This is a genomic window from Paenibacillus sp. FSL R7-0333, from assembly GCF_038000365.1.
Taxonomy (GTDB): domain Bacteria; phylum Bacillota; class Bacilli; order Paenibacillales; family Paenibacillaceae; genus Paenibacillus_AQ; species Paenibacillus_AQ silagei.
This window is the reverse complement of sequence record NZ_JBBOBZ010000001.1, coordinates 3,251,531-3,271,095: the sequence shown is the minus strand read 5'-3', so window position 1 is coordinate 3,271,095 and position 19,565 is coordinate 3,251,531. Positions and strand designations below refer to the sequence as shown.

The following is a 19,565-nucleotide window of genomic DNA, read 5'->3' as shown; positions in this document are numbered from 1 at the left end:
GAATACCCTTCAGTTCTGGATAAAAGGCTTCAGCTTCTGCAGCAGCTCCTGCAATTGCTCTGAACAATTTCCGTACATTTGCTTCGCTGCTTTGTTCTTGGTGGACAGGCTGAACAGCTCCAGATCGGCTTCACATTTCTTCAGCAGCGCATACAGCTGAGGTTTATCCTGCGGCTGCGGCACCTTGACATTGTCAGCATAGAGATCCACGGTAAGCTCACCGTAAGAGTCTACCTGGCCGAGGAAAACCTCCTTCACGGTCAGATTCAGCTTTTCCAGCTCGGTCTGCAGCCACTTCCGGGACAGATTCAGCGTATCCAGAGGCTCGTCCAGAATCTCACCATCCATAATCACAGCGAGCGTCTCCTTCTCCGGTGCAACCTTGATTCCCAGATCCTTGGGGGTGAAGGGCTGATTCTCCTTGGTTAAAAGCACGTTAATCGCACCATCCGATTCCATAATCGCAAATTCCACATCGGCCACCTTGAAGACATCCTTTTTGCGCAATTCCTCCAGCAGCTCGTCGACGCTCAGACGCTCTTTTTTCATATTATTCTCGAGAATCTTACCGTCCTTAATCAGCACCGTCGATTTGAAGTCAATGAAATCCCGGGCCTTCTTACTCTTAATCTGCAGATATTCGATTCCCAGCGAACAGGCAACCCAGACGCCTAAGGCAATTAGGCCCAGATGCCAGGTCTTATCCGTGTCCAGCGAGATATAAGCAGCCAAGCTCCCCACCGTAATTCCCGTAATATATTCAAAAAAAGACAGCTGCGAAACCTGCCGTTTGCCGAGTATCTTGGTTAGAAAAAACATTACGACCACAGCAAATAAGGTCCGCAAGACAACCTCCAGCGCTTCAGGCATTCGAATAACCCCCTGTAATATGATATTTCATGCTCTGTGTAGTCAGATATTCAGCTTCAGTATTTGTCAAAACAGGGGTGAATTAACCAAAAGATTTCATGCCGGCTGATTATGCTCTCGTGAGGCTGGAGTGATTTTCCAGAATATGAGCTGTGCGAATGCAGATACTAGAGTCCGTGGATGATGATCCATTTCTATGATATGGAGGAGGGTATACCGATGACTGTAGCCACACAAGTCAAGACGTGCGTAGCTTCGCTAAAAAGCGCCCAGGCCAGCCTGGAGCAATTCGCCATGGAGACTCAAAACGAGGAAGCCAAGACCCTGTTCACCCAAGCGGCCGAGCAGACCCAGCAGATTGTCACGCAGGTGGAAGGACGCGTAACCGAGCTGGAAAAGGAAGAACCGCAGTACCGGGGCTTCTAGCCCGGGCTGGCCGATTGGAGTACAGGCTGATCTCGATGCAGCGCATTGTGCTGGGGAGATCAGCCTTTTTGCTGGCGGCGGATGTTATTTTCACACCTTAACGGCATCCACTATCAGCGAGACAAAGCCTAACCTTCCCTCTGTATTGCGGTGTAACAAGTATTATTCAGACTGTCATTGATAATGGTTATCATTTAAAATGAGAAGCAGACAGATAACGGAGGGGAATAACGCATCATGCACAACAGCAATCAATTATTACTTTGGGATCAGGCTGCAATTAGGCTGGTGGATATCCGGCAGATGGAGTTAGCACAAGGCGAAGCTCTTCCTGCGTTCATAATACCCGCCAATATATTCTTACTGTCGGTACAAGGAAGCGCACAAGTTCAGGTAGACCAGGCTGAATTTGCTTGCACAGGCTTTCAACTTTTACATAGCGGCAAAGGGGCGGCCCTAAGCATCGTTTCGGTTAACGATAAATTTATTTACTACATCATTTACTACAAAGCCTTGCTCCATGAAGCAAATCCTTTTCAATCGCAGTATTGCTTTAGCCCTGAGGCACCGCTTTTACTGTATAACAGAATTCAGCAGATGCATCAGAAATGGGACAAGCCGGAAGAGCGACTTCAGGTAAAAGCACTTTTTTACCAGTTCGTTCATCTGACGTTAAAGGAATTGCGCCTGCAAGAGCATAAGACCGAGGTCAGAACAACTTCTGTTGCAGTCCAGGTAATCACTTATATCCAGGAGTATTATGCGGAACCTATTACCTTAGATTCACTTGCCGAAGTATTCAATTTCAGTGCTTATCACTTGTCATCATTATTTAAGGAGCATACAGGCATCAGTCCGATTGATTACTTAATCCGCTACCGGCTTGACCTTGCATCAGAGCTTCTAATGACAACTAATGCTTCTGTCGGGGAGATTGCGGCCAGCATCGGGTATCAAGACGTGTATTATTTCAGCAGGATTTATAAAAAACGAAAAGGTGTAGCCCCTGCTCATCATAGAAATAGAGAGCTGGAGCAGCACAAAGTTGCTGAAAGTCCATTAAACTTCCCCACATCCTCTATTTCTGAATATAGTGCGGATCTGTATATTAATAATGATAATCATTATCATAATACGGACAAAGGGGAAATACATATGTTTAAACCAACGAGATCTGTGGCCATGGCTGCTATCCTGCTGTGCGGCTCCCTGCTGCTCAGTGCTTGCTCCAACGGGACGAACACAGCAGCAAAGGATTCAAGCAGCGGGAACACTAACGTAAATCAAGCAACTCCGGCTGCCTCTGAAGAAAGTCCGAAGACACGGATCGTATCCACGCCAAGAGGAGATATTGAAGTACCCGCAGAGCCGGTAAAAGTGGCGGCAGACCAATATATGGGCCATTTATTGAAACTGGGCATTGTCCCCGTCGGGGCAAGAACGTTTATGCTCGACGAAGGCTGGATGGACAAGGCGGAGATTCCACAAGAAACACTCGATAAGATCGAAGATCTGGGAGAATTCCCGATGAATCTGGAGAAATTGACCATGCTAGAGCCAGACCTCATTATCGGTTCCATCGAAGATTATGTTGACCAATATGAGAAGATCGGCACCACTGTTTTTCTGCCTTATTGGGAAGAGCTGTCAACGGCCGGACCGCTTGATAAATTCAGACGAGTAGCCTCGATATTCGGAAAAGAACAGCAGGCAAAGGAATGGATTGCGGAATACGAACAGAAGGTTGTTGAAGCAAGGTTAAAGGTCTCTAACGTCATTAAAGAAGGCGAGACGGTATCCATCGTACAGTTTGCCGAAAAAACGGTTTATGTGTTAGCGGCAACGGGCGGAAATTATGGTTCCTCCACTATCTACGAAATGCTGCAGCTGCCTCCAACAGAAAGTGCCTTACATATGAAAGAGGGGTTCGAATCAATCTCGCTTGAGGTGCTTCCTGAATACTTAGGTGATTATATCTTTGTCTATAATGGCGATGCTGAGATTACAAACCAGGCAATGGAAAGTGATATATGGAAAAGTGTACCTGCCGTGAAGAATGGAAAAGTCTTCTTATACGGGGATAATTATCATGATGAATTTGTCATGGAGGACCCTTATTCTTTGGAGCAGCAGCTGGATACGGTTGTGAACTTGTTACTGGGGACAGATAAATAACCAGAATTGAGAAGACGGCGGTAAAAGAAAAGGCATGGGGCTTTCCCCATGCCTTTTTGCATTCCATTTTGCTTCCCCTGCTAAAATCTCCTACGCCTTACTCCCCGCCAGCTTAGCGCCCTCTATGAATTCGGCAATACTAAGCTTGCGGCCAGTCCGCGCACTCTCCAGAGCGCCCAGCACCATGGCCATGCTGTAGCGGTTATCGCGGCAATCTGTCTCGGCGGGACGGCCCTCGGCCAGCGAACGGAACATTTCATCGAGACAGCCCTGATGGAAGGTCTCCTCCATCTGTACCTCCGGCGCTTCCACCCGCTCGAATTCATGGAGGAACTGGCCGGAGTGTTCACTCCCGGCGCTAATTACCTCGGCAAACGGCTGATCCCGGCCATCCCAGATCGCAGCGCCCCGTTCACCTTGAACCCGCCAAGAAGCTTCCCAGGACGTAGGCGCGCCTTCCGCACACCAGGAGCCTTGATAGCAGAACACGGAGCCGTCCGACATTTCAAAAATACAGACCGCCGCCGCATTCCCCGCATACCAAGATCCCGGCGGATTGAACTCCTGGCAATACACACTTACCGGATCAGCGCCGCTGATATAGCGGGCCTGATCGAAGGTATGGATTGCCATATCCAGCAGCAGGGGGCTGTCCATCGCATCCCGGAAGCCGCCGAAATGCGGAGCCAGAAAGAAATTCGCGCTGATTGAGCCTGTCCGCCCTATAGCCCCTGAAGTGATCAGCTCCCGCAAAGAGCGGATGCGCGGATCATACCGGCGGTTCTGCATCACCGCATGGCTCCTGCCGGTACGTTCAGCGATGCTAACGATCGAATTGCACTGCTCCATCGTCTCCGCCAGCGGCTTTTCCGCGAACACATGGCAACCAGCCTCAAGCGCACTGCTGGCAATATTGTAATGGCTGGCCGGCACCGTCACATCAAATACCAGATTAGCTGCTGTATCCGCAATTGCCTGCTCCACTTCAGTAAATACCGGACAAGTAAGCCCGTGCTTCTCTGCCATGGCCTGAGCGGACTCCCGCCGGATATCCACGAGCGCTACAATCTCTATTTCATCAGTATGCTTCAGTGCATAGGTAATCCACTCATTAGCCATTGCCCCGCAGCCCGCCACAACCACACGATGTCCTGCTGTCATCACTCTTTCCTCCAGTTACACCGGGTTCGGGATGAAGCTGCCGCCCCGGCAGGTTTTGAGATAATTCAGTGCATGAACCTGACCGGTCATCTCCAGATCGTCACGATAGACGGGGTCATGCCAGCCTTCAATATCGATCGTTCCCTTATACCCGGCCTGACGAAGAATCGAGATCACATCGGTCCAGTTCGTATCCCCGAAGCCCGGCGTCCGGTGCCACACATAAGGCTTTGGCCCGTGGATTCCGTATTCCTTGATAATATCCCAGGCGATGGTTGCGTCCTTACCGTGGACATGGAAGATCTTGTCCGTCCATTTGCGCAGCTGCGGGATCGGGTCAATCAGCTGCACCATCTGGTGGCAGGGCTCCCATTCCAGGCCGAGATTATCGGCATTGACCGCGTTGAACATTTTCTCCCAGGCTGTTGGGTTATGCGCAATATTCCAGTCCCCTGCCCGCCAATTCCCATCCATCGAGCAATTCTCAAAAGCGATCTTGACTCCGCGCTCCGCCGCCCGCTTCGACAGCTCACCGAACACCTCAGCGAACCTTGGAATCGACTCATCTATAGATACGCCGGGCAGACGTCCGGTGAAGCCGGAGACCAGATCGGTACCGAACAAATGGGCATGGTCGATCAGCCGTTCCCAGCTGGCTAACGTATCTGAATTATCACCTGTCCCTGTAAGCGGATTCCCGAATATGCCGACTGAAGAAATTGTGAAATCATGCTCCGCAGCCAGTTCACGCACCCGTGCCGCTGTTTCTGCCAAATCAGTAGTCCCTGTAGTCTGCCAGAAGGTTAAGCTGAAGGATTCGAATCCATGTCCAATAATCTGCGGAATGACTCTGAGCGCATCCCCGCCTCCAACCAGTGTTCCGATTCTTAATGTATCCTGCATCTTGTATGCCACTCCAATATTGGTTTATAGTTAATGCAACATTCCTAGTATATCGCTCATTTTGGGCAAAATCTCTACTTATCTTGTGCTAAACTAGCTGAATCTTGCGGGAGTTGAACCAAGCATGACCTATCCGAAGGAACTCAAGGAATATCCAAGACTGGAAGAGAAAACATATCCGTTCCGTCTGTTCTTCAACACCTGCCGGGAGGTGTCGCCTGAACAGAACATCCTGTTTCTGCACTGGCATGAGCATTTCGAGATCATTATTATGCGCGAAGGCCAAGCTATTTTCCATGTGGATAGCAAGCCTTATGAGGCCGGTCCGGGGGATGTCCTTATGGTGCCGTCCGGCGGGCTTCATGTCGGCTATAGCCTGTGCAGCGGTGACCTGTCGTATGTCTCAATTGTGTTCCATGCCTCGCTGTTCAAGGACCGGAACCAGGATTCCCAGCATGAGCAATTCGTAGCCCCATACCTCAATAATCTGAATCAGTTCCCGGTTATGCCTGCCGCCCAGCAGCCTGAATGCGCCGCGTATTATCATTTGCTGGAGCGGGTGATTGCCGAAGTGGAGGCGAAACAGCCGGCTTTCCAACTCGTGGTGAAGAATCAGCTGCACCTGTTCTTCACCCTGATGTCCCGGGCCTTCCCGGCCCGGCAGCGCAGCGAGCGGGAGCAGGGGGAACGGGGCGGCATCCACCGCGAACGCTTCAAGCCGCTGCTGGAACACCTGGAGAACCACACAGATCAGAAGATGTCGATTGAGGCTGCCGCCAGGTTTGTGAATCTGAACCCTTTTCATTTCTGCAAAACCTTCAAAAGGCTCACCGGGCGGACGTTCATCGATTATGTGAATTTCTGCAGAATGGATGAGGCGCAGCGGCTGTTGCTTGAGACCAATCTGTCGATTACCGAGATCTCAGGCCGGGTCGGCTGTGACAATCCGAATTACTTCACCAAGCTGTACAAGCAATACAAGGGTCTAACCCCTTCCCAGGCACGGAAACAAGGGTGAAAGAATGGAGCGACTGCTGACCATCCGGCCTATGTGGCGTGTACGGTCCAAATGTGGTCGGTTTTTCGACTACATTTGGTCCACGCGCCTCCACCGCAGCAAATGTATTCGGTTTTCCGCATACATTTGGCTCATACGCATTCCCGGCCTGTCCGGGTCACAGCCAAAAAAACACCGCAGGCCATCAAGCGGCCGGCGGTGTTTCCCTGTCTTCCCTTACATCTCCGATATCGGAACCCAGCGCCGCTGCTCAATCGAACGCTCGACCGCTTCAAGCACCGCCTGGCATTTCACGCCATCATTGAAGTTCGGCTCCGGCTGACGGCCTTCCTCAATGGCATTCGACAGCTCCAGCATCTCATGGATGAAGGTATGCTCGAATCCGATGGTGTGGCCCGGCGGCCACCAGGCGTCTGCATAGTCATGCGCCGGATCGGTGGCCAGTACGCGGCGGAAGCCCTGCACATCCTCGTCGTCCGAGGTCAGGTAGACTTCCAGCTCGTTCATCCGTTCAAAGTCGAACTTCACACTGCCCAGGCTGCCGTTGATCTCAAAGGAATTGGTCGACCGGTGTCCTGCCGCGAAGCGTGTCGCCTCGAAGCTGCCCAGCGCACCATTCGCGAAGCGGGCCAGGAACAGCGTCGCATCGTCCACGGTTACCGGACCGCGCGGTGCATCCTTACCAGCCTTGGCACTCAGACCAGTCATCTCCGTAGCCAGCGGCCGCTCCTTGACGAAGGTCTCGCTCATCCCGATAACCTCCTCCACATCCCCTACGAGGAAGTGGGCAAGGTCAATCAGATGCGCCCCGAGATCACCATGTGACCCCGAGCCGGCAATTTCCTTTTGCAGCCGCCAGACCAGCGGGAATTCCGGATCGAGAATCCAGTCCTGCAGGAACCATGCGCGGAAGTGATAGATGGTGCCCAGGCGGCCGCTATCAATCAGACGCTTCGCCAGCAGCACCGCCGGGGAGAAACGGTAGTTGAAGCCAATCATATGCGCAATTCCCGCCTTTTCAGCAGCCTCCAGCATCTCGCGGGAATCCTCCAGATTCAGCGCCAGCGGCTTCTCGCAGAAGATATGCTTGCCTGCGGCCGCAGCCGCAAGTGCAATCTCTTTATGGGCATTACTTGGCGCATTAATATCGACCAGATCAATATCGCTGCGGGCAATCAACTCTTTCCAGTCGGTCACACTCTCTAACCAGCCAAGCTGTGCTGCCGCTTCTGTAACCGCTTCCTCATTGCGTCCGCAGATGACCGACATTTGCGGCTTAACTGCCTTGGGGAAGAACATCGGCAGACTGCGGTAAGCGTTGCTGTGGGCCTTGCCCATGAATTTATAACCTATCATTCCAATGCGTAGCTGTTTCATTTGGTGCCTCCTCACTGAATAGACTACTCGATGTACACGCATACATTTTCTCATCCCGGCCGCCCTCCGTCAAATCACTTCTTTTCTTACAGCGGGCTCCGTCCTACAGATCCTCCCGCACAACGAAAAAACGCCCCCTCTGCCAACGGCAGCAAGGGACGTTCCTCGTCTATAGCGATATCATTTTCATTTAACTGCCCATGTTGTAGAACTTAGCGAGCCCGCCCTCTGAAGTTTCGCGGTACCTGCTGTTCATGTCCAGGCCTGTCTCATACATGGTCTGTACAACCAGATCAAAGGATATTTTACGGGAACCGGACAAGAACTTCGCCAGACTCAGCGCATTGATCGCCCGCATCGCACCCACAGCATTCCGCTCAATACAAGGGATCTGAACCAGTCCGTTAATCGGATCACAGGTTAACCCCAAGTGGTGCTCCATGGCCACCTCCGCCGCATACTCAATCTGGTCGATCTCCATACCCGACAGTTCGGCGAGTGCAGCCGCAGCCATAGAGCAAGCCGTGCCCACCTCCGCCTGGCAGCCGCACTGAGCGCCGCTGATCGAAGCGTTCTGCTTGACCAGATTACCGATGAGCCCGCCGACGGCCAGCGCCCGGAGAATCCGTTCGTCCGGGACCTGAAGCTTCTCCTGCATATAACGGAGCGAGGCGGGTACAACACCGCAGGCTCCGCAGGTTGGAGCCGTTACGACTGTACCGGCGGCCGCATTCTGTTCGTTGACGGCAAAGGCGTACGCGCTGACGATCCGGTTCTCACGCGTCTCCGGGCTCTCATCCGCATGCCCCTGATGATAGAGAAATTTCGCCTTGCGCTCAACATTAAGCCCGCCTTCCAGAATACCTGTGACGGATAATCCCTCGTCGATCGACCGCTTCATCGCTTCCCAGATTCCCTGGAGGAAATCCCAGATCTGTATGCCTTCACGCTGCTCGACGTAATCGCTTAGACGGATATGATTCGCTTTACAATAGGCGCTGATCTCGGCAAAGCTGTTCTCCGTGTAGACATCAGGTCCCCGCGTCTCCTCCCGCCCATCAATCACGATCTCCCCGCCGCCGATACTGGCAACACGCATGGAATTGGTTTGCTGACCGTCCTTGTAAGCGAACAAGTCCATTGTATTGGGATGAGGCAAATCAAAGTCAGGCTGCGGAACAAATTGAACCTCCGTCCGGACGGGATAGAGTGCCCGAATAATAGCCTTGTCCGTCATATGGCCTTTACCTGTTTTGGCAAGGGAACCATAGATCAGTGCCTTGAACTGGTCTGCGTCTTCATTTTCTGCTTTGAAGATTCCGGCCGCTTTCTCCGGTCCCATGGTATGGGAGCTGGACGGTCCGCTGCCAATCTTAAATAGCTCAGTCAACGATCTCATAGCACCCTTATCCCTTCTCAGTTGTCATTCCTCTGAAAACGTTCCTGGAGCTTCATCAGCCGCTCATGAATCCCCTCTTCATCAATCGCCATGTCAACCAATTGGTGAGTAAGCTGAAGACCTTGCTTCTCTGCCAAAGCTTGTTTCCACGGGTGCGCGACAATCGAATGCGTAAGATGTCTTGTAGAGCGGGGGGCCTGCATGATCATCTCTGCCAGCTCCCATGCCCGTGGAAAAAGCTGTTCACGAGGCAATACCTCACTGACCAGTCCGAGGTCTAGTGCCTCCTCTGCAGTAATGTTCATCCCCGTGTATGCATAGTATGCCGCTTTCTTGGTTCCCACTATCCTTTGAAGTGCCAGGACGATTCCGTCTCCAGGAGGAACACCGCCCAGATAATGGGCATCGAAGAACACGGTGTCCTCCGCACAAAGGGTAATATCACAAAGCGTTCCCAGTTGCCAGTGTGCGCCTGTGCCATTGACCGCCCCGATCGTGGGGATGCCCAAGCAATGAACCATATTTTCAATCATTCGGAGCGATTCATGATACATCTCCAGCTTCCGGCGATTCGGCCAATCCATGAATTTGGTGGTCCAGACTTCAGGATTGCCTGTCTGCCACAGCTCTCCTGTCCCTGTAAGGATCATGACCTCATTCTCAGGATCACGGCCAATATCTGACCATACCTGACCATATGCCGCTTGGACCGGCCAGTCGAATTGTAATGGTCCCCCGTCAGTGTGCATACGTACTTCGAGGATGCCGCCGCGGCGGGTCATGAGGAATAAGTCTTTGTACTTCTCAGAATACTCTTCGAGCCGGGTAGGTCCCGTCATCTTTCTATTGAACATCGTTGCCCATCAGGCGTCCCTGCATTTTCTTCAGCCGCTCCAGTGCTCCTTCTTCATCAATGGCCATGTCGTACATCTGGTGGGCCAGCTGGAATCCCTGATCGGCGACCAGCGCCTGCTTCCATGGCCGGGAGATAATGGAGTGAGACAGATGTCTCGTTGAACGCGGTGCCTGCATGATCATCTCCGCCAGCTCCCAAGCGCGCGGAAGAAGCTTTTCGCGGGGCAGCACTTCACTGACGATACCCAGGTCCAATGCGGTCTGACCATTAATATTCTTGCCGGTGTAGGCGTAGTAGGCTGCTTTTTTGAACCCGATCATGCTCTGCAGTGTGAGCAGCATTCCATCTCCCGGAGGCGTGCCTCCCAGATAATGCGGATCGAAAAAGTCCGCGTCTTCCGTACAAATGGTAATATCACAGAGCGTTGCGAGTTCACAGTGCGTTCCTGGCCCGTTAACGGCCCCGATCGTCGGAATGTCAATGCAGAAGATCAGATTTTCAAGAAGTCTCAGCGATTCATGATACTGTTCGAGCTTCTTTTGCTTCGGCCAGTCCATGAATTTCGTATTCCAGACTTCAGGGTCGCCAATCAGCCATTTATCCCCGGTTCCCGTAATAATCATGACTTCGTTCTCAGGGTCACGGCCAATATCTGACCAGGCATGAGACCAGGCGGTATGAGCTTCCCAATTGTGCGTGTACGAACCTCCATCGGTGTGCAGACGCACTTCAAGGATTCCGTCACGGCGGGTCATTAACAGGAATTCCTTGTATTTCTCCGAGTACTCTTCGAATTTGGTGGGTCCAATCATACGTCTCTCTGTCATTGTAATTCCTCCTAAGTTTGGTTTAGAGCTTATCTGTTACTTTCAAGCCAGTCTCTGGCAAAAGCTGCATAAGCCGCAGCCCCTCTATGAAGCACCTCATCCGAGAACATCGTTTTTGGATGGTGTACAGGGTAACTATAACCATCTTCGATATTGCCTGCGTTAAGAAACACTGTGGTACTTGGCACCGCCTGTGAGACAAAGGCGAAGTCTTCCGAGCCCATTAATTTCCCGCCGGGTACCAGCTCAGTTATACCGATATAGAAGCCGTCGCCAAAGGTATTTGCAATCGAAGCCCTCATTTGCTCATTAAGTCCGCCATCCGTCTTCACCTCAGGACAACCCCGCGTATAGATCACTTCCACCTTGGCCTGAAAAGTTTCTCCGATACCTGCGGTAATTGCGCGGATACGGGCTTCCACTTTATCCCGCAAAGCGGCGTTGAAGGTGCGTACACTGCCCTTCAATCTGGCCGTATCGGGAATCACGTTGTTCGTAGTTCCGCCTTCCATCACGCCAATGGTAAGGACTGCATTATCAATCGGCGAGATTTCCCGGCTAAGGATACCCTGCAGTGCCAGATGAAGATGAGCAGCCACATTCAAAGGGTCCACTGCGGCCTCGGGCATAGCGCCATGTGAGCCCCTCCCCCGGATGATGATTTCGAACCAATCCGACGAAGCAGAGATCGCTCCACCTTCCTCAGGTACTACAAATTGTCCCAGAGGCAGCGGCATTCCCGTCAACACGTGAAGCATCATGGCTGCATCCACCTTGGGATTGTCGAGAATCCCGCTTTCGAGCATCATCTGTGCCCCGTGCAGTGTCTCTTCACCCGGCTGGAACATAAGCTTAACTGTCCCGCGAAGCTGCTGTTCGCTCGCCTTCAGAATCTCCGCCGCTCCCAGCAGCATGGAAGTGTGCATGTCATGACCGCAAGCATGCATGTTTCCGCTCAACGATGCGTAAGACAAATCCGTTTCTTCTTGAATCGGCAGCCCGTCCATATCCGCTCGGATCAGAACCACCTTCCCTTCATGCTGTCCGCCAATGGTAACTGTTAGCCCAGATTCCCCGACGAGAGTGGGCTTAAGCCCCATCGATTCCAGCGCCTCTTTCACGTAGGCTGTTGTCTTGGGCAAACTTAGATCAAGCTCTGGAACCGCATGAAGATGATGCCTGTACATGACCATTTTGTCCTGCAACTGATGAGCCATACTCATTAAGTCTTCAGCTTCTTCACTCACAATGAACATCTCCCAAAACATAAATTGAATGAACGTAAGAACAGTGCGGGCATTCCCTCCTTTTCAATTTAAGACTTTTTAAGAACATTTTTATCGTACTGGCATTTTCATTAAGTGTCAAGAGATATTAAGACATTTTAAGAACATTATTTCAAAGGCTGCCGGAACATTGTAATATCACATTTATTGTGATATAACTCTTTTGATTGAACTGTTCATGAAAGGAATCTATTATGAAAATCAAGCTGGGTATTATCACGCCAGAGTCCCATATGGACTATTTCCGCGCCATTGAAGAAGAAATGCGGCCCCTATGCCAGTTCCGCTTCCTTATCATCAGCAATTTCCGGGAAACAACGGACATCTATCTCAAAAACCTGGATTCGGTGGATGGATTTGTGATCAGCGGGAGGATGCTTTACGAGGCTATTGACAAGGAATGCCTGGATGACAAGGTACCTGTTCACATTTTGCATGATGATGAGAACCTGCTGTACAGAGAGCTTTTCCGGTTGCTGGTTACAGAACCTGGACTTGATATCTCCCGGATCTATGTGGATTATGCGTATATCATCGAATCTTTCAGCGAATTCCAGCAATACCTGACTCATGAAGGAAAGCCCGTTGACAGCGGAAATCTGCTGGAGCGGGTGGAGACCATGCTGGAGAACCATATCACGCTATGGGAAGACAAGAAAATAGATCTGTCCATCACGGCCTTCGGCCACTTTGTTCCGGAACTCCAGAAGCACGGCGTCAAATATATCTTAATCCGGCCCACTTTGGAGAGCGTTAAAGAAACCATCAGCGAGATCATCAACGAGATTACCATCCTCAAGCTTAAGAACCAGAGGGCAGTGGTTGCGTGCTTATCGGTCCAAAATGAGCAGCACTTCTCCGAAGAGGAGCTTCATGAGCTGAAAGTCCTTGTCGGCAATTTTCTGCGCAGCGTGAATCTGGCAGACACGGCCCAAATCTTAGAAGGCTATGTCAGACTGTACACCACCTACGGCCATTTCATGAGAATCACCTCTAACGCTCATAACTGTTCCCTGCTGGAGTATCTGGAGGAGCGCATACAGGGCAAGGTAAAGATCGGGTGGGGCTCGGGGCATGAATATTTTCAAGCAAACGTTAACGCCACCAAGGCTCACAGACAGGCGGAAGCCTATACAGGCAGCAGCAGCTTTTTTATAGACGAGAATCAGAAGGTTGCCGGCCCCATGCGGAGCATGAATGTCATTCAGTTCTCCGAGCAGGGGGACCCGGAAATCCTTGCGTTAGCCAAAACCATCGGAATCAACAACATCAATTTGCAAAAAATCATATCTTATGCAGAAATCATGCGTACCAATAAGCTATCCTCTGAGGATGTTGCACAGTGCCTGTCCATGACCGTTAAAGGTGCAAACCGAATTCTTAACAAAATTGAGGAAAGTAAACAAGTACAAGCGGTATTTGAAAAGAGGGACAACGGTAAGGGAAGGCCCAAAAAATACTACGAGCTGTTGTTTCTCGACCATGAAGGGCGCAAGTTAAGCGAATGATACGCGGGTACGTATTGGCAAAAAGGCATGTTTTCAAAATAGAAAACATGCCTTTTTTTCGCTTTTTCAGCAAGTCAAATGGCTCCTTGGCTGGAAGACCAGTGCTGCACATGCTGTAAGAATCGCCGCGTGGCAGGTGAAGCATATTTCATCGAGTTGACTGCGATGCCTAGGGAACGGAAGCTCCGCTCCTCCAGCTCGAGCATGGCTACACGCTCATACTGGAACCGGGTGACCAGCTCTGGAAGGATGCTGATGCCCAGGCCTTTTTCCACCATGGCAATAATGGCGTAATCGTCCCCGGCCGAGAACTTGATGTTCGGCTTAATCCCGGCCTTCTCCAGCACCCGCTGCACATCATAATCCGAGCCGGGCTTCGGAATGATGAAGTCCTCGTAGGCGATCTGGGCCAGCGGCATATAAGGGGCCTTACTCAGCGGATGGCCGAGCGGGAGGATCGCCAGCATCCGGTCCTGCTTCAGCGGAATGACCTCGAACCGCTCCCTTGTCGGCAATGAGAGGAAGCCGCAATCAACCACCCCAGCCTCGATCCACTGCTCAATCTCCAGATAACCACCCTCCATCAGCTTGAATTCAATGTACGGATATTCCTCACGGAACTGCTTGATGATATCCGGCAGCCAATGCACAGAGACACTGGTGAAGGTGCCGATCGTGATTGTCCCCGTCTCCAGGCCGTGAATATCCGTTACCTGCTGCTTAAGCTGCTCATTCCAATTCAGAATCTCCCGGATCGGCTGAAGCACCTGCTCCCCGTTCACCGTCAGCTTCACGCCCGATCGGCTGCGCACGAGCAGCGGGAAGCCGAACTCCTGCTCCAGACTGCTGATCGTGTGGCTGATGCCGGATTGGGTAAAGCCCAGCGCCTCCGCTGCCTTAGTAAGACTGCCCAGCTCCACCACTTTCAAGAACACCTCGTACTTAATCAGACTCATATCCAGTCCCCTCACTTAGCATGACAATTCCTCATGTATCCTATGATAAACATTCAGTTACCTTATGTATTCGAGCGTATTATACTATACTCACTTGAAATAAAGAAGGATGATGACTGAATGAAGCCGCTTAAGGCCGAGCTAATGCTCATTGTAGTAACACTGTTCTGGGGCTCCTCCTACCTGTTCATGAAGCTGGGACTGGGTACACTGGGAGAATTCAATCTGATTTCATTGCGCTTCGGGCTTGCGTTCATCCTGGCGGGGCTGCTGTTCCGCAAACGGCTGCGCAGTGTGGATGCCAGAACCTTGAAATACGGAGCCTTGCTCGGCTTCCTGCTGCTTGGCGTATTCACCTGCATCACCTTCGGGCTGAAGACGACCACGACCTCTAATGCCGGATTCCTGGTTGCGTTGACCGTTGTCTTTGTTCCTATGCTTGAGGTTCTGGTGTTTAGAAAAAAAGTCGCGCCCCCGCAAATCTTCGGCACTGTACTCGCCATCAGCGGCATCGGGCTGCTTACGCTTAACGGCTCGCTGCAAATCCGGCCTGGCGATCTCCTCTGCATTCTGTCCGCAGTATTCTATGCGGTGCAGATTCTAGTGACGGGCCGGGCGGTCAAGACCTGCGATTCGCTGAATATCGGCATTCTGCAGCTCGGCTTCGCCGGGGGCTATGCCCTGATTCTATCGGCTATCTTCGAGACGCCTTCGCTCCCGTCCACCCTTCCGGGCTGGATCGCGATTCTGGCTCTGGGGATCTTTTGCAGCGCCTGCGGCTTCATCCTGCAGCCGGTGGCCCAGAAGTACACTACACCGACCCGCACCGGACTGATCTTCGCCCTTGAGCCGGTATTCGCTGCCTTCTTCGGCTACTTGTTCGTACAAGAACAGCTTTCGCTCCAGGGCTACACCGGTGCTGCCCTTGTCCTGCTGGGCATTCTGGCCTCTGAGCTGCTGGGCAAGTTGCATATGGTTCCTCCGGCAAGGATGCTGAAGAAGCGGCGGGCGCACTTATAGGTTCTTCTGGCAGATCGAGTGGATGCGGGACAATTTCCTTAGACGTTCATCCGCTCCTCCCTTCTGGCTAAAGCTACTCTCACGTACCCTCACGCGCCGCTCCCGGTCCAATTGTAATCGGTCTTTCGATTACATTCGGCTCACGCGCCGCTCCCGGTTCAATTGTAACCGGTTTTTCGATTACATTCGGCTCACGCGCCGCTCCCGGTCCAATTGTAATCGGTTTTTCGATTACATTTGGCCCACGCGCCGCCCCCAGTCTAAATGTAATCGGTTTTTCGATTACATTTGGCTCACGCGCCGCCCCCGGTTCAATTGTAATCGGTTTTTCGATTACATTTGGCTCACGCGCGCCCCCAGTCCAATTGTAATCGGTTTTTCGATTACATTCGGTCTACGCGCCGCTCCCCCGCCCATGCATTCAGTTTTCTCCCTATCATCAGCCCCGCACCTAACGCCCCTCTTCTAACATTCTCCCTTACCCGCATCATTCATCGGGAACAACAAAAAACGCCCCCTGCCAACCGGCAGTCAGGGACGCTCTTTGTATGTCTATAACATTTGTCTACAACTTGTGTCTATAACAATTGTGGCCGATTAATGCCCCATCATCATGGCGGCATCCGTCTGCTGTTCTTCAGGAGAAGGTGCAGCGCCTGCTGTCTTCGGACGGCGCAGAATCAGACTGAGGACCACTCCGGCCACGGCGATGCAGCCCGAGAGGAAGAAGACATCCCCGAAGCCCTGTACGGCAGCGGCAAGCGGATTGCTTCCGGCCGTCATTTTACCCATATGCACCGCAATCTGGCTGGTCAGGTACCCGGTCATGCCGGCAACAGCGAACGATACCACAACCTGCTGGGCAGCGGCGGTAAGCGGGGTAACCCGGTTCACCCATTCACGCGGCGCAGAGTTCAGAACATGGGTGTTGACCGGCATCATCGACAGACCCATTCCCAGGCCCATCATGACCAGAGACAGTATAATAACAGGAAGACTGGTGTCTACTGTAACTCCTGAGAGCAAGAACAGTGCCGTCGATATAATACTGAGACCTACGAACACTAGCGGACGCGCTCCGATCCGGTCGAACAATCGGCCGCCCAGCGGCATCCCTACTCCGGAAGCCAGCGCCTGCGGAAGCAGGATCAGCCCGGTCTCAAGCGGTGTGTAATTGCGGATCTGCTGGAGGTACAGCGGAACGAACAGCATGGAGCCGAACAATGCTGCCTGTGTGACCCAGGACAGAATAATCCCGCGCGTAAAGTCCGAGGAACGGAAGACGCGCAGCTCCAGCAGCGGATGCTTTTGCAGCAGTTCAACAATGACAAAGACGATCAACGCGGCTCCGCCAACCGACAAGCCTAGGATAGCCCCGGTTGAAGTCCAGCTCTCTCCGCCGCCCTGATTGACGCCATAAGCCAGCATCGAGAACGCGAGCGGAGCCAGAATGATTCCGAGGATATCGAGGTGGGCTCTTCCCTTTTTCTCGGTCACCGGCAAATACTTAAGGCCAAGAATAATACCTACAATACCGATAGGCAGGTTAATCAGGAAAATCCAGTGCCAGCTCACATACTCCACCAGATAACCTGCGAGGATCGGGCCAAGGGCCGGAGCCAGCAGCATTGGAATACCGAGCATCCCCATGATCGAGCCTCTGCGTTCTGCCGGAGCGAGTCTGAAGACCATCGCCATCCCGATCGGAGCGACCATGCCGCCGCCAAGACCTTGAATGACGCGGAACAAGACAAGCTGCCCTGAAGTCTGAGCTACCGAGCATAACACAGAGCCAAGCACGAACATGGCAATGGTCGTTAGGAATACCTGCTTGGACCCGAACCGGTCGGTCATATAGCCTGCCAGCGGAATTACAGCAGCGAGCGCAAGCGTGTAGCCGGTAATCGCCCATTGAACAGTCTTCAGGTCCGTATCGAAATATTGCACCAGATTCGGAACGGCCACATTGACTGCGGTGCTGTCCAGAATAACCATGATCATGCCGACAATAATCGCCAGCAACGATGGAAGTATAGCTCTCAGCGAAAACGGCGCCTCTGCGGCGGCGGTGTTACTTGGATTCATAGGTTTTGACATTCTCTTGTCCACTCTTTTCTCTATTCATGATTAGTTATACTTGTGAAAATACAGCTCAAACAACCCGTCAATCTGCTCCTCCAGCGGGGCCAGCTTGAAGATCTGCTGAAGATCCTCACGCTCCTTGGGGAGACTGCTCACCATAATCACCGGAAATACGATGGCCCCATAGATCTGCATCGTCATCGTCATCAGCTTGTCACGGTCCTGCTCTCCGGTAATCTCGGCAAGTGCATCAAGAATCCGTTCAATTCTCATCAGCTTGGAATATTTCGCATATTCATCGTGTGAGCCCATAATATGGTGTCTCTGATCCAGCATCTGCCGGGCCATCCCGGGATAACGGCTAAGATTCATAATGTAAAGGGTGAAAAACAGCTTCATGCGCTCCTTCGGCGGCAACGAAGTGTCCTCCAGTGCCTTAAAAGCATCGTCAAAGGTCGCCACGAGCTGCTTCACAGCATCGCCGAACAGCTTCTCCTTGGAGCCATAGTGGTAGTTCACCAGGGCCAGATTGGTCTCAGCTCTTGCCGCGATACTGCGCAGGGTAATGCAGTGGAATCCGTCCTCACGGATCAGTGCAACCGTGGCATCGAGGATAAGTTGCTTTGTATCTTTATCTGAAGAATCAGCTTTGTTGCCCAATTTAACCATAATGCAGCTTGTCGCCCTCCTCTGTCACAGACTCTTAATCATTGATCTAATCAACGATTTAAACATTGTTTAATTCGAATTTAAAATTACTCTCTTTCCGGCATTCTGTCAACAGAAAGTTAAAGGGAGAATTCCTGCAGCTATACTTAAGCCGTGGAATTCTCCCTTGGGAGCAGAGTTATGCCTTATGAGAATCTAGGATGGGGCCGGGCCGGCCAATACTTCACTGGCTGCCTGGACCGGCGTTAGGGTTAGCTTGGTGAGCTTGCCTGAAGCGCCCAGTTCCAGAGTCAGTACAGCCTCCGCTTTGGTGAAGGACAATACGCTCACAATCGTGATTCCTCCATCCTGCTGTGTGCTGGTGGTCGATTTCACTCCGCGGTAACTGCCCGCCAGCATGTTAATTCCTTCCCAGCTCTGCTGGAGAGCCGGAAGAGCAGCGGGTTCTGCGTCCTTGGCGTAATACCGCTCCTTCAGTGCCGGATAGTTACCAGCTGCCAGCAGACCTGCTACGGCACTTGCCATTACCTCCCGTGTGTATACGTCAACCTGAGCGGTTTCCGGATTATAAGAAGTAACCAACCCGATCGCTGCAAAAAAAGACAGCGGCGCGTACGCTTTTTTTTGTTTTAACTCAAAGCCGCCTGTAAACGGTACTTTGTTCTTGCCGTCCAGCACAAGCTCCTTGCCGGATAATCTGAACTGAACACTCTCCTGGAACCGTTCCAGCAGGAACGTCCCGGTAGCTCCACTGAAGGTGACCTTATATTTGAGGGCCTCTACCGTCTCCCGCAGCGGGAGCATGACGTCCGGTCCGTTGGTATAGGCCGATGTCTCACCCGTCTGTAATTCCTGACCGTTCACGATAATCCTCAAGCTTCCGGCGGCACTAACGTTATTACTGGTCAATACACCTGCTCCTGCTGCAAATAACATTACACTAAGGAATACGGCTACGATTCTTTTGAACAAATCGATCCCACCTTTCCTATACCCGAATATTATGCACGCATGCTTCAGAGATTAACCTTG

17 protein-coding genes are annotated in these 19,565 nt (G+C 52.0%); 5 read left to right on the top strand and 12 right to left on the bottom strand.

Going from position 1 to position 19,565, the window contains the following annotated elements:
- Positions 1 to 9 precede the first annotated feature (9 nt).
- Entirely contained in the window at positions 10 to 870 is an 861-nt protein-coding gene (locus tag MKY86_RS13595; protein WP_076077937.1) for a DUF421 domain-containing protein, read from the bottom strand.
- A gap of 219 nt (positions 871 to 1,089) precedes the next feature.
- Here MKY86_RS13595 and MKY86_RS13590 point away from each other — a divergent pair, with 219 nt between their 5' ends.
- Together MKY86_RS13590 and MKY86_RS13585 are read left to right on the top strand one after the other, a co-directional pair.
- On the top strand, positions 1,090 to 1,296 hold the full coding sequence (locus MKY86_RS13590; RefSeq protein WP_076077934.1) for a DUF1657 domain-containing protein: 207 nt from the start codon (positions 1,090 to 1,092) through the stop codon (positions 1,294 to 1,296).
- Positions 1,297 to 1,533: 237 nt separating this feature from the next.
- Positions 1,534 to 3,471: an AraC family transcriptional regulator gene (locus tag MKY86_RS13585; RefSeq protein WP_076077931.1), complete on the top strand. Its 1,938-nt coding sequence runs from the start codon at positions 1,534 to 1,536 to the stop codon at positions 3,469 to 3,471.
- A gap of 90 nt (positions 3,472 to 3,561) precedes the next feature.
- On the opposite strand, the gene MKY86_RS13580 is transcribed toward MKY86_RS13585, so the two are convergent.
- Both MKY86_RS13580 and MKY86_RS13575 read right to left on the bottom strand, forming a co-directional pair.
- Positions 3,562 to 4,632, bottom strand: a complete 1,071-nt coding sequence (locus tag MKY86_RS13580) for a Gfo/Idh/MocA family protein (protein ID WP_076077928.1) — start codon at positions 4,630 to 4,632, stop codon at positions 3,562 to 3,564.
- Positions 4,633 to 4,647: 15 nt separating this feature from the next.
- Positions 4,648 to 5,535 carry a sugar phosphate isomerase/epimerase family protein gene (locus tag MKY86_RS13575; RefSeq protein ID WP_076077925.1) on the bottom strand — a complete coding sequence of 296 codons (888 nt, stop codon included), beginning with the start codon at positions 5,533 to 5,535 and terminating at the stop codon, positions 4,648 to 4,650.
- 124 nt (positions 5,536 to 5,659) lie between these two features.
- Here MKY86_RS13575 and MKY86_RS13570 point away from each other — a divergent pair, with 124 nt between their 5' ends.
- Positions 5,660 to 6,553: a helix-turn-helix transcriptional regulator gene (locus MKY86_RS13570; RefSeq protein ID WP_076077922.1), complete on the top strand. Its 894-nt coding sequence runs from the start codon at positions 5,660 to 5,662 to the stop codon at positions 6,551 to 6,553.
- 216 nt (positions 6,554 to 6,769) lie between these two features.
- On the opposite strand, the gene MKY86_RS13565 is transcribed toward MKY86_RS13570, so the two are convergent.
- The 5 genes from MKY86_RS13565 to MKY86_RS13545 form a co-directional block, all read right to left on the bottom strand.
- Positions 6,770 to 7,930, bottom strand: a complete 1,161-nt coding sequence (locus tag MKY86_RS13565; protein WP_076077920.1) for a Gfo/Idh/MocA family protein — start codon at positions 7,928 to 7,930, stop codon at positions 6,770 to 6,772.
- A 190-nt stretch (positions 7,931 to 8,120) separates the two neighbouring features.
- Positions 8,121 to 9,329 (bottom strand): L-serine ammonia-lyase, iron-sulfur-dependent, subunit alpha, encoded by a 1,209-nt coding sequence (locus MKY86_RS13560; protein ID WP_076077917.1) that lies wholly within the window; start codon positions 9,327 to 9,329, stop codon positions 8,121 to 8,123.
- Positions 9,330 to 9,346: 17 nt separating this feature from the next.
- Positions 9,347 to 10,183 carry an enoyl-CoA hydratase/isomerase family protein gene (locus MKY86_RS13555; RefSeq protein WP_076077914.1) on the bottom strand — a complete coding sequence of 279 codons (837 nt, stop codon included), beginning with the start codon at positions 10,181 to 10,183 and terminating at the stop codon, positions 9,347 to 9,349.
- Entirely contained in the window at positions 10,173 to 11,012 is an 840-nt protein-coding gene (locus MKY86_RS13550) for an enoyl-CoA hydratase/isomerase family protein (protein ID WP_076077911.1), read from the bottom strand. The genes MKY86_RS13555 and MKY86_RS13550 overlap by 11 nt, the downstream gene beginning before the upstream one ends.
- A 29-nt stretch (positions 11,013 to 11,041) precedes the next feature.
- On the bottom strand, positions 11,042 to 12,268 hold the full coding sequence (locus MKY86_RS13545; RefSeq protein WP_076078177.1) for a M20 metallopeptidase family protein: 1,227 nt from the start codon (positions 12,266 to 12,268) through the stop codon (positions 11,042 to 11,044).
- 224 nt (positions 12,269 to 12,492) lie between these two features.
- On the opposite strand from MKY86_RS13545, the gene MKY86_RS13540 reads away from it, so the two are divergent.
- Positions 12,493 to 13,806: a transcriptional regulator gene (locus MKY86_RS13540; RefSeq protein ID WP_076077909.1), complete on the top strand. Its 1,314-nt coding sequence runs from the start codon at positions 12,493 to 12,495 to the stop codon at positions 13,804 to 13,806.
- A 74-nt stretch (positions 13,807 to 13,880) separates the two neighbouring features.
- On the opposite strand, the gene MKY86_RS13535 is transcribed toward MKY86_RS13540, so the two are convergent.
- Entirely contained in the window at positions 13,881 to 14,762 is an 882-nt protein-coding gene (locus MKY86_RS13535; RefSeq protein ID WP_076077906.1) for a LysR family transcriptional regulator, read from the bottom strand.
- A gap of 120 nt (positions 14,763 to 14,882) precedes the next feature.
- Here MKY86_RS13535 and MKY86_RS13530 point away from each other — a divergent pair, with 120 nt between their 5' ends.
- Positions 14,883 to 15,782, top strand: a complete 900-nt coding sequence (locus MKY86_RS13530) for a DMT family transporter (RefSeq protein ID WP_076077903.1) — start codon at positions 14,883 to 14,885, stop codon at positions 15,780 to 15,782.
- A gap of 597 nt (positions 15,783 to 16,379) precedes the next feature.
- Here MKY86_RS13530 and MKY86_RS13525 read toward each other — a convergent pair.
- The 3 genes from MKY86_RS13525 to MKY86_RS13515 form a co-directional block, all read right to left on the bottom strand.
- Complete coding sequence (locus tag MKY86_RS13525; protein WP_083684801.1) at positions 16,380 to 17,867, bottom strand: DHA2 family efflux MFS transporter permease subunit; 1,488 nt, start codon at positions 17,865 to 17,867, stop codon at positions 16,380 to 16,382.
- 42 nt (positions 17,868 to 17,909) lie between these two features.
- Positions 17,910 to 18,533 carry a TetR/AcrR family transcriptional regulator gene (locus tag MKY86_RS13520; protein ID WP_076077897.1) on the bottom strand — a complete coding sequence of 208 codons (624 nt, stop codon included), beginning with the start codon at positions 18,531 to 18,533 and terminating at the stop codon, positions 17,910 to 17,912.
- A gap of 195 nt (positions 18,534 to 18,728) precedes the next feature.
- A complete protein-coding gene (locus MKY86_RS13515) occupies positions 18,729 to 19,505 on the bottom strand; it encodes a stalk domain-containing protein (RefSeq protein WP_076077894.1) in 777 nt (258 codons plus the stop codon).
- Positions 19,506 to 19,565: the final 60 nt, after the last annotated feature.